Origin of the sequence: Enterobacter huaxiensis (assembly GCF_003594935.2) — a bacterium.
Lineage (GTDB): Bacteria > Pseudomonadota > Gammaproteobacteria > Enterobacterales > Enterobacteriaceae > Enterobacter > Enterobacter huaxiensis.
This window is the reverse complement of record NZ_CP043342.1, coordinates 2,051,672-2,065,801: the sequence shown is the minus strand read 5'-3', so window position 1 is coordinate 2,065,801 and position 14,130 is coordinate 2,051,672. Positions and strand designations below refer to the sequence as shown.

General features: G+C 54.9%; 12 protein-coding genes. All 12 read right to left on the bottom strand.

Annotated elements, in window-relative coordinates:
* Window positions 1–131: 131 nt before the first annotated feature.
* The gene (locus tag D5067_RS09845) at window positions 132–569 is read right to left on the bottom strand and encodes an immunity protein Tsi6 family protein (protein WP_233606838.1); all 438 of its coding nucleotides are present in this window, start codon (window positions 567–569) and stop codon (window positions 132–134) included.
* Window positions 570–713: 144 nt separating this feature from the next.
* Window positions 714–1,787 carry a hypothetical protein gene (locus tag D5067_RS09840; protein ID WP_119938558.1) on the bottom strand — a complete coding sequence of 358 codons (1,074 nt, stop codon included), beginning with the start codon at window positions 1,785–1,787 and terminating at the stop codon, window positions 714–716.
* A 14-nt stretch (window positions 1,788–1,801) separates the two neighbouring features.
* Window positions 1,802–2,248 (bottom strand): hypothetical protein, encoded by a 447-nt coding sequence (locus D5067_RS09835; protein WP_119938559.1) that lies wholly within the window; start codon window positions 2,246–2,248, stop codon window positions 1,802–1,804.
* A 24-nt stretch (window positions 2,249–2,272) separates the two neighbouring features.
* The gene (locus D5067_RS09830; RefSeq protein WP_119938560.1) at window positions 2,273–3,343 is read right to left on the bottom strand and encodes a PAAR domain-containing protein; all 1,071 of its coding nucleotides are present in this window, start codon (window positions 3,341–3,343) and stop codon (window positions 2,273–2,275) included.
* 21 nt (window positions 3,344–3,364) lie between these two features.
* Complete coding sequence (locus D5067_RS09825; protein ID WP_243544826.1) at window positions 3,365–5,323, bottom strand: type VI secretion system Vgr family protein; 1,959 nt, start codon at window positions 5,321–5,323, stop codon at window positions 3,365–3,367.
* A gap of 65 nt (window positions 5,324–5,388) precedes the next feature.
* The gene (locus D5067_RS09820; RefSeq protein WP_119937334.1) at window positions 5,389–5,856 is read right to left on the bottom strand and encodes a hypothetical protein; all 468 of its coding nucleotides are present in this window, start codon (window positions 5,854–5,856) and stop codon (window positions 5,389–5,391) included.
* A gap of 19 nt (window positions 5,857–5,875) precedes the next feature.
* Entirely contained in the window at window positions 5,876–6,322 is a 447-nt protein-coding gene (locus D5067_RS09815) for a hypothetical protein (protein ID WP_119937333.1), read from the bottom strand.
* The gene (locus D5067_RS09810) at window positions 6,306–7,109 is read right to left on the bottom strand and encodes a DUF8093 domain-containing protein (protein WP_119937332.1); all 804 of its coding nucleotides are present in this window, start codon (window positions 7,107–7,109) and stop codon (window positions 6,306–6,308) included. The genes D5067_RS09815 and D5067_RS09810 overlap by 17 nt, the downstream gene beginning before the upstream one ends.
* Before the next feature lie 21 nt (window positions 7,110–7,130).
* Window positions 7,131–8,546 (bottom strand): serine/threonine protein kinase, encoded by a 1,416-nt coding sequence (locus D5067_RS09805; protein WP_119937331.1) that lies wholly within the window; start codon window positions 8,544–8,546, stop codon window positions 7,131–7,133.
* A 24-nt stretch (window positions 8,547–8,570) separates the two neighbouring features.
* The gene (gene tssH / locus D5067_RS09800; RefSeq protein WP_119937330.1) at window positions 8,571–11,186 is read right to left on the bottom strand and encodes a type VI secretion system ATPase TssH; all 2,616 of its coding nucleotides are present in this window, start codon (window positions 11,184–11,186) and stop codon (window positions 8,571–8,573) included.
* A 32-nt stretch (window positions 11,187–11,218) separates the two neighbouring features.
* Window positions 11,219–12,262, bottom strand: a complete 1,044-nt coding sequence (gene tssG / locus D5067_RS09795) for a type VI secretion system baseplate subunit TssG (RefSeq protein WP_119937329.1) — start codon at window positions 12,260–12,262, stop codon at window positions 11,219–11,221.
* The gene (tssF, locus tag D5067_RS09790; protein WP_119937328.1) at window positions 12,259–14,130 is read right to left on the bottom strand and encodes a type VI secretion system baseplate subunit TssF; all 1,872 of its coding nucleotides are present in this window, start codon (window positions 14,128–14,130) and stop codon (window positions 12,259–12,261) included. Before tssF ends, tssG begins: the two co-directional genes overlap by 4 nt.

Sequence of the window (14,130 nt, the reverse complement as noted above, 5' to 3'; positions counted from 1 at the left end):
TGCAAAGCGGAAACGCCCTTGATGTGATAATGAGTAACTGTAAGATTGACTTCGCTTGCCAAAAAATAAAACTACTTTTCCGTTTCGATATCAGAACGTTTACATTTAAATCGTTAATCAAACGTTGCTTATCACTTGCGATATCTTCTTTGCCTTTTCAAGTACTCCAGGTCTTGCTCATGGGGAAGAATAATCTTCAATCCTTGTAACATCTGCGAAGCTATATAATTAGCATTAGACAAATGCTGAGCAAGTTCGGCATCGGTAGTATGAAATTCTTTGGACGCAAGCACTCCAAGATTTAATGTGTGTAATTTACCTTTATCTTTTTCAATACCGACGAGAATAGATTTAATATAATCTAACTGATTCTTCGCCATAACATATAAAGAAAATATAGGGTTTTGTTCTAATCGATGATTAATTGCATCAATAGCATCATTGATATAATCCAGCGCAGTGTAATTTTCTTTACGCATGCTCCACCTTAAATATATCCTTTTCGCTTGAAAGCATCTGTGAAAGCTTGCTCTGGCATAATCCCTCCAGCGCGCCGTCAGACGGCTCATGAAGTCCAGCCTCGACTCCTGATCGTGACGGTTTAGGCTGGAGATGATATTAACAATGCAGGGAAATCGCCAAAGTCACCGATCATCTAAAAAAAAGAAAAGTTACGCTTACGCATGAATTTGTCCTCAATATCGAGTCAAAGATTAGACATTTTCTATATGGAATGTTGACAGGATGATTTCGAGGCAGCGCTTATTCGCCTCGAAGTGGTAATCAAGATAGTTACGGTGTCTGCCAATCAGTTCAGCATAGCACCAGACTTTGCCCACGCTAAAAATATAGCACTGGTAAACAGCGCGCATTTCTTCCTCTGCGCTGAACATTTCCCCCCGGCATGTCCACAGTGTTTTTCCCAGGGATGGATTAAACTCATTTGGAATAGTAGCAAGTGCTTCAGTCTTAAGCGTAACGGCAGGTTCTCGATCGTGAAACCGTTTAATCGAAACGCTAAAAACATCCTGCGCGGTAAACAACATCTCCTGCGAAAAAAAGCAAAGATTAATGACGCCGTAGTTAGTGCCATCAAACGAGTGCTCGACCACCAGACGCGTTTCTGTAAGGGGATTCACCTGCCAGGATTCCGGTACTTTAAATCCACTGCTGTTTTTAGCGCTGAGGCTCACGGTCTTAAGCAGTTCAGCCAGAGCCAGGTTACTACGATGCAGTAAATCCCAGTTCACTACAGTCAAGTAAATATCATTCGCCAGCGCAGGGTAGTCACGAGCGGCACAGGCCGCTTTAATCAGGAAATAATTCCCGCCACCTTCTTGCGGATTGTAATCTTTCTGTACGGTATAACGTGAAATGACCTCGTCGCCGGACGAGTGCGTTTTGAGAGTTAGCACATCTGCAAAAAGGCCACTACCGGAAGGATGCGCAATCAAGCGCTGGTTCAACACTTTCTCGCCCATCAGTTCCAGTTTATTAAACAGCCAATCCGAGGGATTCATCTCCCACTGACAGCGTTCATAAGCGGCCCAAACTTCCATATAGGGCTGAGCATCATCGCTGGCATAGCGACCCAAGTTCGTCAAGCCGACTTCAGGAAGGTGCTGCGGTGTTAGTTCAGCTGGTTTAACACGATTTGGCAAAATCACCCAGTACTGAAGCATTTTTTTATCAGCAGAGGTATACAGGCATTTCCAGTAGTTCGCCTTAATCTCTTCATTGCTTGCGGTTGAGACGACGGGAAAAGCATAATTATTATCAGTGTTCATAAAACCTCTTCAACTCAGACCGTGCTGCCAAACCAGATGCCATAGAACATTAAGATACAGCCTAACGATGCTAGACACTTTACTACCAGGCGTAATTTTGCCCCATACTTACCAGATAGCGATAATAACTTTGAATAGTTTGCTGCCGTGTTATAGCGCCTGTGGAATCGCATAATAATATCGAAAATATTATTCAACATCACGACAAAAAATTTCGATAGAAGCACTGCCATAAAAGAAGCAGGTATTATTACTGATAATGACCGTGCAGTTTCTCTGGTAAGCAACGGGATGAACTTAGAAAGGCCAACCAAAACAATGACCAATACAAATGCACCAATCAGTACTGAAATGAATTTTATTCCAAAACCGCGCCATTCTTGTTTTGTATACAGATCTTTTCCATTCCAGATATAGATCAAAGTGATTAAAATAAAAATCGTTAAGCCAGCCCATTTCATTATTTCATTGTCCTCTCACATCCTTTAATCGCCGATCAAAACAGTAACACACCCGGTAATAATTGTCCCATCCCCGCTTTCTGTCGTAACAGAGGTGACGGCTGGCTCATCCTCTTCGCCATACAAATAGTCAAAGAAATCCAGTATAGGCTTAAATGCCACTTTCAGACTTGCATCACCCTTAAGCCCAACGAGCCCTGCGGCCCCACCAGTCACCCTGACGTTAACGGAATAATCTTTAGTGTCCCAGAAAGCGCTTCCACCTCCCGCGAGACCAGCAGACCCTAAGCTACCGTCGATTTTTGCTTCTCCGGAAACGATGCCCAGAATATCAAGGTTACCCGAAACTTCGCCTTTCACCCCTTTCGCTTCCGCACCAGCGTCAGCCGTCAAACCATACTTCCCATCATTGCCGGTATAAACTTCTAATACGGCTTTTGCTTCTGCTGTACCGATAGTTACATCCCCTGATACTCCACCATACAACGTTCCTTCTTTACCCGCAGCTACCGAACCGCCGTATTGCTCACCTGTCGCAGCGGCATTCGCATTCAAGCCATAAATATTGTTGCCGCCACCATACAGAGACCCCGTCGCATTGGCGACGGCGAGTTTATTACGCATTTCTGCCCGCAGCAGATCCTTGCTTTTCATATTCCCAATGGTAATATCCGCCAACGCAAAACCAGCTGAAGCGGTATCAAAATCACCGTTGAGGTTTTTATCTTCGAGGCTGGCGTACGCACCCAGAACACGAGCATCATAATGTTTGCCGTGCATCATCCCATCTTCGCCGGCATTTTTCGCCAGCGTGCCCCCCCAATATTGAGGTGCTGCTGCTTTCAGTATGGCAGGCGTCGGTAAGCCGCTACCATCACACTTCGTCCTGTCTCCTTGACGTGCAAGCGGCATACCGTTAACGAAGACGGTACCGGCCCCCCCCACAATAATACCGCTGCCGTGTGTCGAGCAGGATAACGTATCCCCCTTTCGAGCGGCGGGAAAACCACCGACGATGACGTCCGGGCTTCCCGACTGTATTGGCCCCGAATGTCCGCTGACATCTATGGTCGCTCTGGCGGCAGGCTGTCCCATATTCAAAAATCCTTCTACATATTAGCTGTTTATTTTAACAACAGCGCCTTTAATATCTGTCAGGTTTGTACCATTGAGATTAAGAGTATCATTAGCTTTTATCTCGGTATTTATCCCACCGCCTAACTTCGTCAACTCCGTCCCTTTGAAGGATGCCTCAGTAATACTCTCAGCCTTGAGTGTGCCTTCGGAAACGATAATTTCAATTGTCGATGGCGTGATAAGAATGTAATTATCATTCACCTTTAACTTAATCGAGGTTGTCGCTTCCAGCAGAGCATTTCCCTCTTTATCCATAGTCAATACGGTTTGGTTTTTACCTACATTGAATTTGTGCTGATTACCCGTGTTGCTGGTTGAATTCGCCCCCACGTTGACGTCGCGGTTACGCTTAACAGTTACGTGCTCATCCCGGCCGATAATTTTTTTACGGTCTACCCCTACGTCATGTGTCTCGCAGTTCTCGATCTCGGTGTCCATGTTTTTTTCAGCATGAATCCAGATCTGCTCTTGCCCGGCCTTATCCTCGAATCGTAGGGCATTTGCATTATCTTTGTGGCCGTCCTTACTGCGGCTCATAAAGCCCATCTGCGTCGCCGCCGCCGGCAGCGCCCACGGCGGCATGCTCGCGTCGTTGTACACGCGACCGGTGATAATCGGCCGGTCCGGATCGCCGTTGATAAAGTCCACCACCACCTCATCGCCGACGCGCGGGATTTGCACCCCGCCGTAGCCCTGGCCCGCCCACGCGCTCGACACGCGCACCCAGCAGGAGCTGGTGTCGTCCCCCTTCGCCAGGCGGTCCCAGTGGAACTTCACCTTCACGCGGCCATATTTATCCGTCCAGATGCTCTCGCCGTTCGGCCCCACGACTTTCGCCGTCTGCGGGCCGTAGGTGCGCGGCCACGCCGTGGTCTGCGCCGGACGGTAGACCACCGCCGACGGAATCACCGTGAAATCGGTGCGGTGAATGGTATCCCCCTCGCCGCTGGCGTAGCGGTTCTCTTCGAAGTGGTAGCCCGCCGCCGTCACCAGATATTCACCGTTGTCGCTGAAGAACGGCGCATTGGTCAGCGTAAAGGTGTGCCCGGGCGCGATCCCCGCCGCCGTGGCGGTGGCCTGAATCTGCTGATGCTCAACCTGCCAGCGCTCCTGCCGGATGCGGGCGTAGAACTCCGCGTGCCCCTGCTCCACAAAGCGCCCCGGCCAGTCGTACACGTCGATGCTGCCCGGCTTCGGCGACGCCGGGTTCTGCTGGGCCTGGAACAGCCACGCGTTCGGCTTGCGGAAGTCATAGTCGTCGAGGCTGTAAATCCCCGGCGTCACGCTGTCCTCCAGCGCCCACTGGCTGATGCCCTCTTCGTCCGTACTGCCGCCTGACGGCGTCTGGTGGTAAGGAATAACCTCATAGCCGCTGAACGGCTGATGCTGCGTGGCGGCGTCGGTGAGCACCAGGGTGTGCTTGTCGGCCTCATGGCGGAAGTGATAGGCAATCCCCTCCAGCTCCATCAGGCGGCTGATGAAGTCCAGGCTCGACTCCTGATACTGCACGCAGTAGTCCCACACCCGGTAGCTGCCGGTGAGTTTATCCTCAACGTTAACCTGATGCTCGCCCAGCAGGGTTTTCACAATCTGCGGCACCGTCTGCCCCTGGAAGATCCGCAGGTTACGGTCGCGCTTCATCGGCCACAGGTCCGGCTCCACCGTCAGCTGGTACACCGCATAGCGGGTGCCCGTCAGCTCAACGGCGCTGACCGCCACGCGGGTAATCTTGCCGTTAACATAGCGGAACGTCAGCAGGCTCTGCGTCGGGATGGTCACCGTAACCGGCTGGCCCAGCAGCTTGCTGCGGTCGATGCGCGCGTCCGTGCCGAGCACGGTCAGCGTCAGCGCAAACGACTCGGACATCGCCTCGCGGCCCGTCAGTTTCCAGAACAGAAGCCCCTCCACCGGGAGCTGAACGGTAATTCGGTTGAGCATAATTGTTATTCCATATGGCTTATGCGGTACAAATGAGCGGAACGGTAAACCTGCGATGCAGAATGCTATTTAGATTCAGACGTGATATTCGTGGCTGGCTGTTTTTTTATGACATAAATCAGTGAGCCAATTTTTAATATTTCAGAAAAAACAAGAATGGAAATATTTATTGTTAACCCACTCCATCCGAATCCACTCACTATCATGGGGAGAAGAGGTAATGAGCATCGTAAGGCAATAATGCGAAAAATCTCCTGTGCCATGGCGAACTCGACGGCATAGTATTTTTTCTTGAAAAAGAACCAGGAAGAAAGAATCAGCGTAAGCGGTGTCAGCGTATAAATAAGATAATAAGTCCCTTTCAGCATCTCATCTACCCCGCCAAACATCGCCAGATAGAATATCATCCCCAGGTTAACCGTTGCTAAAACCCAATTCCCGCCAAGAAACTCCCATGAACCATAGGAGTAATAGACTGCTCCAACGGCATCCATCACTCCCCAGAAGTAAAAGACTTTTTCTTTCGCAGTCATATTTATCCTGACAAGAAACTCAACGCACGCTTTCTTTCTCTCTCATCAAAAAAAGTAGAGAATAGACTTTTAGACCCTCTGACAAAACAAACAAGCCTAAGTTCAGCCAGACATTTGATATACCAAACAAACTCAACGCTACTGGGAAAATCGAAACTGAACACCGGAACGAAATGAGACGAAACACTTCCTGAACAAGCGCAAATTTAATCGCAAAGGCTTTTCGCTTGAAGAAAAACCAGGCGGAAGCAAAGAGTGACAGGAGCAAGAGCAGGTCAAAAATAAAAAACACCATTACCAGGCCGCTGTAACCACCACCTGAAACCGTATTCGCAAGTCCGCTAAACGCCATGATATCTGAAATAAATGGGATCCTGTTCTGCAGGCCTGCGTTAACGCAGTAGAACAAAATCGCCAGGATATCCATCCCGCCCCAGAAATACCATAATTTACTTTTTAAATTCATAATCCTCTTCTCTGACTCCAGGTATCCATTGCCAGGATTTACCGCTTACAGCCCAGGCATCATCCCCTTCCTGATACTTTTGATAAATCGATCGCTCTTCCCCAAATCGCCTGATGACCGACTTTTCAGACAATAATGCGCGTGAATCACCATCCAAATCGCCGGGTAAAGGCGTCCAGTGTTGGATTTTGTCCCGCGAGGTATTCATATAATCTTTGCCATCAGAACCAAACACTCGCCCCTCATCCCCCATACTCGTCAGCCGGTTAATCGCCATAATTACGACATTTTTCGTGCCATGATAATCATTATCTACCGTCTTCCAGTATCCAGGACCATATTTAGCCGTGGAGGGGATAAAAGCATCTCTCGTTGGCGCGGGTTTTCCAAACAGAGCAACATTGTGTCGGTATCGTTCGAGGACAAAATTTACAAAAGCCGGACGGTACATAGCCTCATCTACACAAAATAACTCTCCAGACTCAGAGATATAGAAGGGGTAGATGGCTTTCGTTCGTTGGCGACGATCGATTAACACGACTTCGCCTGAATCAATCAAGCGTTCAATCTTATTAAGATTCTGCGCGTAAAGCGGATCAAACACCGCGTTAGGGTTAAATTCGAAGCGATGTCGTAACGTCAATCCATCGATGCTGTGAAACGGATTTGATGCTCCGCGCACAACAACAAATTCACGCCCAATATCGCTCCGTGCATAAACAGGAGCGACAATCTTTTCAAATTCTTTTGGCTGAAGCCTCTGGCTTCGAAGATCGTACACTTCCATAAGGATCCCTGTTTGTCGTATTTACGGATTCACCAGCCAGGTGCCAGGCTGGCCGATAGTCAACGTCTGGGAACGCGTTCTCCCATTTCCCTGCAGTTCAATCGTGGTTTCGCCCGCGGGCAGCTTAAGCGACGCATAGCCGTTATTCGCCGGACGCAGCGCTTTTGGCTCGCCATTAACCTTCAGCGTCTCGCCGTCCAGCATGTGGATATACACCAACGCGACCGGGCTGGCGTCAGCCACAGCGGCAGGTTTCGCAGCCTGCTCGCTCGCCTGCGCCGTTTCCGGCTTCACCTCCGGTGCCTGTGCGGCCGTTTCCACCGGGCGATTTTCGACAGGTGCTTGTGCCGTCTGCTCGGGCGCATCGTGGCTTCCCCCGCTAAAGAGCATTGCGCCCGCGACAACCCCAACCAGCACGCCTGCGGCGACCATTGCCGGTATTTTGTAGCGTCGCCAGTCCAGCGCCGTCGTTGCATCCTCTTCCACGGGGACCAGCATCGTGCCAGGCTTTTTGGCCGTCAGCACGTCACCAATGCCCGCAACCGGCATGTCGATAAGCGCCGCGAATTCTTCAATAGTCTGAGGACGATCTTCCATGTGCAGCGCCAGCGCACGGTCTATGGCCTGCAGCAGCGGGATGGAGTACCCCTGCGGCATGATCTCCACCAGCGGTTTGCAGGTATCCTGAATTGAACGCACCACGCTTACCGGCGGCGGCGAACCCACAATAAGGGTACGCAGCACGGCGCCGAGGGCATAAATGTCCGTCCACGGGCCCTGCTCGCTTTCGTTATCGTCGGTGTACTGCTCAATAGGCGCAAAGCCCGGACGCAGCATGGTTTCCGTTTCATCTGAGAGGTTGCCGATGGTGCGGCGCGCGGAGCCGAAATCAAGCAGGACCGGCAGGCCGTTGTCCTGGATCTGAATATTATCCAGCGAGATATCGCGGTGCAGATACCCTTCGTCGTGGATCGTTTTGACCGCGCCAAACAGCATCGGCAGCATGCGGCGTATCCAGGCCTCGTTGATCAGCTCCGGCTTTTCCTCCCGCAGACGGGAAAGCGTGGTGCCGCTGTAAAACAGCGTGCCCATATAGGCCGTATCGTTTTGCACCCAAAAGCGCAGCACGTGCAGCAGATTCGGGTGGTTGAAGCGCGCCAGCAGGCGCGCCTCCTGAATAAAGCTGTTCAGGCCTGCGGAAAAGGCTTTGCCGAAGCGCTCGCTGCGCAGCACCAGCGTCATATCGTCGCCGCGCACGGCGAGCGAAGAAGGCATAAACTCTTTGATAGCGATAGTGCGTTCGAGCTGGTGATCCCAGGCGCGATAGACGATGCCAAAACCGCCGCCGCCGATCACCTCTTTAATTTCAAACTCGTTGAAGCGGTACCCGACCGGGAGCGCGTTGGGGACAGTCCGATTGTTATCATTATCCGTCATCTTTTACAGTTCTCTTGATGATTATTACGCGGCAAACTGACAGTGAAACTCGCCCTGCTCGCAGGTGACGCGCAGACATCGATACTGCTCGTCGCCGCGGCTGGCGGTAAGTAAAATCTGGCTCATCTGAGGCAGTAAGGTGTTCGTCAGAATAGCGTCCACCATGCGGCCGCCGGACTCCACCTCGGTACAGCGCTGAACAATCTGTTCCACCACGCTGTCGTCAAACTCAGAAATAATGCTGTGATTCTCTTCCAGACGACGCTGAATGCGCTTGAGCTGCAGGCGAACAATCAGCCCCAGCATCTCGTCGCTGAGCGGGTAGTACGGCACCACCAGCAGGCGGCCCAGCAGCGCCGGCGGGAATACCTGGAGCAGCGGCTGACGCAGCGCGCCGCTAAGCGCGTCCGGGTCGGGCATCAGTTCCGGGTCAGCACACATGGCGCTAATCAGCTCGGTACCCACGTTAGAGGTCAAAATAATGATGGTGTTACGGAAATCAATATGACGCCCCTCGCCGTCCTCCATCCAGCCTTTGTCGAAGACCTGGAAGAATATCTCGTGAACGTCCGGGTGCGCTTTTTCAATTTCGTCCAGCAGCACCACGCTGTAAGGGCGACGACGCACGGCCTCGGTTAACACGCCGCCTTCACCATACCCTACGTACCCCGGAGGCGCACCTTTTAAGGTGGAAACGGTGTGCGCTTCCTGGAACTCGCTCATGTTGATGGTGATAACGTTCTGCTCGCCGCCGTACAGCGACTCCGCCAGCGCCAGCGCGGTTTCGGTTTTACCGACGCCGGACGGGCCGCACAGCATAAAGACGCCAACGGGTTTGTTGGGATCGTCGAGCTTCGCCCGCGAGGTTTTCACGCGGCGGGCGATAAGATCCAGACCGTGACGCTGGCCGATAACGCGCTGGTTCAGCGTGTCGGCGAGGTTGAGCACCGCGTCGATCTCGTTTTTCACCATCCGGCCCAGCGGGATCCCGGTCCAGTCTGAGACCACCGCGGCAACCACGTTTTCATCCACAGCCGCAAACAGCAGCGGTTCATCGCCCTGTAAGGCGTTCAGAGCCTGCTGCTGTTCCGTCAGCTGGCCGCGCAGCTCAGCGCTATCTTCATCGCTCGCCGCGAACAGCGCCGCGCGCAGGCGAATAATCTCCTGCACCAGGCTGCGCTCTTCTTCCCAGCGCTGGGCCAGGGCTTCGCGTTTTGTTTCATACGCGTCGCGTTCGACGCGTAACGTCGCTACGCGCTCAGCGTCACCTGCACCGACGCGCGCTTCGCGTTCAGCAATCTCAATTTCCACGTCCAGCGCGGCAAGATGGCGCAGGCAGTCTTCCAGCTGCGCAGGCGGCGCGCTCTGGCTGACCGCGACGCGGGCGCAGGCGGTATCCAGCAGCGCAACGGCTTTGTCCGGCAGCTGGCGCGCCGGGATATAGCGATGGGACAGCTTCACCGCTGCGCTGACCGCTTCGTCAAGCAGCAGGACCTGATGGTGCGTCTCCAGCGGCGAGACGGTGCTGCGCAGCATCAGGACGGCTTTAGCTTCGTCCGGCTCGTGCACCTGCACCGTCTGGAAGCGACGGGTCAGCGCCGGATCCTTCTCAATATACTTTTTGTATTCCGCCCAGGTGGTCGCGCCGATGGTTCGCAGCTGCCCGCGCGCCAGCGCGGGCTTTAGGAGGTTGGCGGCATCGCCGGTACCCTGCTGCCCACCCGCACCGATCAGGGTGTGGATCTCATCGATGAATAAAATTATCGGCGTCGCGCTGGACTGAACTTCATTGATTAACGCCTGCAGCCGGGCCTCGAACTCGCCCTTCATGCCTGCGCCAGCCTGCAGCATGCCGATATCCAGCAGCCACAGCTGAATATTTTGCAGCGGCTCCGGGACGTCGCCCTCAGCGATACGCAGCGCCAGTCCTTCAACAACCGCCGTTTTACCCACCCCGGCTTCCCCGGTCAGCAGCGGGTTATTCTGACGGCGGCGCATCAGAATATCGACCATCTGGCGGATCTCTTCATCGCGCCCGACGACCGGGTCAATCTTGCCTTCGCGGGCGCGGGCGGTCAGGTCCTGACCGTACTGGGCCAGCGTTCCCTGCGCAGCAGGTACCGTACCGGCGGGGGCATCCACGGTTGCCGCAGCCTGCTGCGTTTCTTTGCTCTGAGCGCAAATGACATCAAACTGTTCGATCAAGACTTCGACGTTAAGGCGGGTGAACTGCGCCGAAATGCCTTTCAGCACGTTCGCCAGATTCCAGGTTTTCAGGATACCAATCAGCAAATGCCCGCCGCGAATGCGGCTGACGCCAAACTTCAGCGAACCGAACACCCAGGCGCGCTCGACGGCGCTGTCGATATGTTCAGACAGGTCGGACACCGAGCTGGCCCCGCGCGGCAGAGCATCCAGGGCCGAAACCACGTCGCGCGTCAGCTGTTGTTCATCAAGGGCGAAATGTCGGATCACCTGCTGCAGATCGCCGTCCTGCTGCTGCATCAGCTGATGCAGCCAGTGCACCAGCTCAACGTAGGGGTTACCGCGCAGCTTGCAGAACGCCGTTGCGCTTTCAAGAGAGGTAAATAACAGCGTATCCAGTTTGCCGAAAAGCACGGCACGGCTAATTTCTGACATGTTCTGTTCCGTTAAAAACATTCGTTTGAAAATTATCGCTCTGTGCGATAAACCAGATCGCCACGAGGGGCGGGCTGAGGCTGAACGCCCAGCCAGGCGTTGTACCCGAGACGCGCCTCGCCGCCGAGCACGGCGCCCTGCACCGCGTCGGCGCGCAGGATCACCCGCGTATCCCACTCGAATTCAACCCCGACGTACTCGCGTACCCAGTCGCGCAGTTCGGTGACCCACGCTTCGCCAGGCAAAAAGCGGTTGTACTCTTGCTTACCCAGCGGGCCAATTTCGATGCGAAACTTGTGCTGCACATCGCGTACCGCTACGCCAAGAAACGCAGACTCGCCCATGCGCGGCAGGCGACGCCCTTCCCCCAGCTGCGCCTGTTCGCGCCGGGAGAGCGGCATCCACTGCGGCACGTTGCCGACGATGTTCACCGGGGCTTTAAAATAGTTGCGCAGGATCTTCCCCAACCCTTCCGGATCGCGTCCGTTACGGGTCAGGTGTCCGGCATGGGTAAAACGCGCATGCCCGCTGAGGCTGCCTTTGCTCATTTGACCGGGCTGTCCCATGCCGATAAGCGAGGCCAGATAGCCCTCAAAGCGTTTATCGTCGGCGCGATCGAGCGACACGGTGGGCTGCGCATCCGCCCAGGCGCGGTAGAACAGCAGCGTCAGGCGGTGGTGGAACAGGTCGGCAAACGCGCTGAGGCTGTAGTCCTGATGGTGATGAATGCGCTCCCGGGCGTATTCGGTCATGTGCACCGGCAGCGGGCCGTTTGGACCAAACAGGCCGAAGCTCAAAATCGACACGTCGTGCAGACCGTTCCCGTCGCGCTGGCGAGCGTCCGCCACCGTCGAAGGAGCAAACCCCATATAGGGCTGCTGGCCGATACGCAGCGGTTCAAACTTCGGCAAAGGTGCGCGTCCCAGCGGATAACGTTCGCCGCCCTGGGCATCAATGCGCCTTAACAGCTGAAACAGGTCGTAGCGCCACGGCGTCTCGCGCACGCCCTGCCAGAATGCATCCGGCAGAGGCGTCAGGCGGTGCACCCGCAGCGGTACGGTGGTGAGGTCACTCATATCAGCGCCCTTTTACCCATGCGCGGCGCCCAGTAGCCAATGTCGCCGCGCTGCTGACTTTTCAGCGTGAACTCTGTGAAGCTATTAATAGACACGAGGCGGGCAAAGAGGCGCTCCAGCACGCTGCCGAAAAGCCAGGGGCTGGCACCGGAGAACGCGCGTTCGTCCACCGTCAGGGTAATGCCTATCCCACGGGCGAAAACGACGGGTCCCGGCTCCGGCACGCGGCGGTGAACCGGCGCCAGCAGGCAGTGGCGAACGCCGTCCACCTGGCGCGCCACAGGCGTCTCCGCCAGGCTGGCATACAGCCCCAGGAGCTGACGCAGCGCCGCAGCGCCGTCCTCATTTTCGCTGTCCATCAGGCTGAGGTAATTCATCTGCAGCTGGCTAATGAGCCGCCAGGTGCTGAACCCTTCGGCCAGCGCCGGGCGCGGCGGCGTCGGGCCTTTACGCAGGGTCAGGGATTTTACCGGCATGGAGTCGGCCATAATGAACTGTCCGAGCTCCTGCTGCAGCATCAGCGGCAGGTCGCGGCTGGTGCACAGTACCTCAGCGGAGATATAGCGCAGGTTGTCCTGCCACGGCGCATGCTGCGCATCCACCAGGGAAACAAAAACTTCCGAACCGATGTAGCCGGTACGGGTGCCGTAGCGCAGGGCATGCTCAGACAGCACGCGCTGTTCACGGCGCAGCGAGAAATAGGCGCCATAGTTGCCGCTGTCGCCGCTCCAGGTGCTCCAGAAGGGACGAAACGTCCGGTCGTCACGCTGACCGTCGGCGCTGCCATGGATTTTATTGACCGCGTATATCTCGTAATCCAGCGGACGAATGTTATCGACCACCAGATGATATTCATGCTGCCCTTCATTCAGCTTCTGACGCGCCGCTACGCGGGGAAACAGATTGATCACCGGCGTGCAGTGCAGCGCCAGGTGGCTGGCATCGACCACGCGCTCAAGCTGCGTATCGGTTTTATCCAGCAGGATAAAGATATCAAACGCTTTTTCATTCTCACAGCGGCTGACAAGCTTGCCAAGGCCGCTCAGGCTAATGAAGCGAAAGCGTGCCGGGAAGGCGAAATATTCCTGCAGCAGACGGTAGCCGTCGAAGTTGCGCAAATCGTCGGGCAGCAGCGCCTGCTCTGGCTCAAAGCCCTCCTGACGCAGCGCGTCCGGCGTCAGCAGCTGGCGCTGCGGCTGCGGGCTGACGGTCTGGCAGACAATTCCGGCGTGGTTTTCCATCACCAGTTCCAGCAGCTTGAGCGCGTCGATATCCGGGCCGCTGAGGAAAAACTCCAGCCGATCAAAGTTCAAATGCCCGAGGTTTTGCGGGCCATCGCAGGCAATGCGGATCCGTAAGGCCGCGTTAATGCCGCGCTGGCTCAGGCCGAGCTGTGCCAGCGGCAAATCGGCGGGCACGCCGCCCAGCTCGACCTTTTCGATTTTCACCGGCAGCAGGTTGACCTCGTGCGCCGTAGAGTAGCTACAGGTGACGCCGGTTTTCTTTAGCGCCAGGCTGTCCATCATGGTGCCACGCGGCACCACGAAACCGTTGCTCAGGTCGCCGCGGCTGCTGTCAGGCTGGATCTCTGCAATCGCCATCGATGGCGTTGGGGCGAGGTAATTCGGCGCAATCATCTCCAGCATGCGCTGGGAGAAGCGCGGAAACTCGGCGTCCATTTTCATCTGCACGCGAGAGGTCAGAAAGGCGAAGCCTTCCATCAGGCGTTCGGTGTACGGATCCGCCACCTCGATGCCGCGCATACCCAGGCGCCCGGCCACCTTCGGGTAACGCTCGGCAAATTCGGCCCCCATCTCGCGCAGATAGGCCAGCTCGCGGTTGTAATAATCGAGCAGTTTACTTTCCAT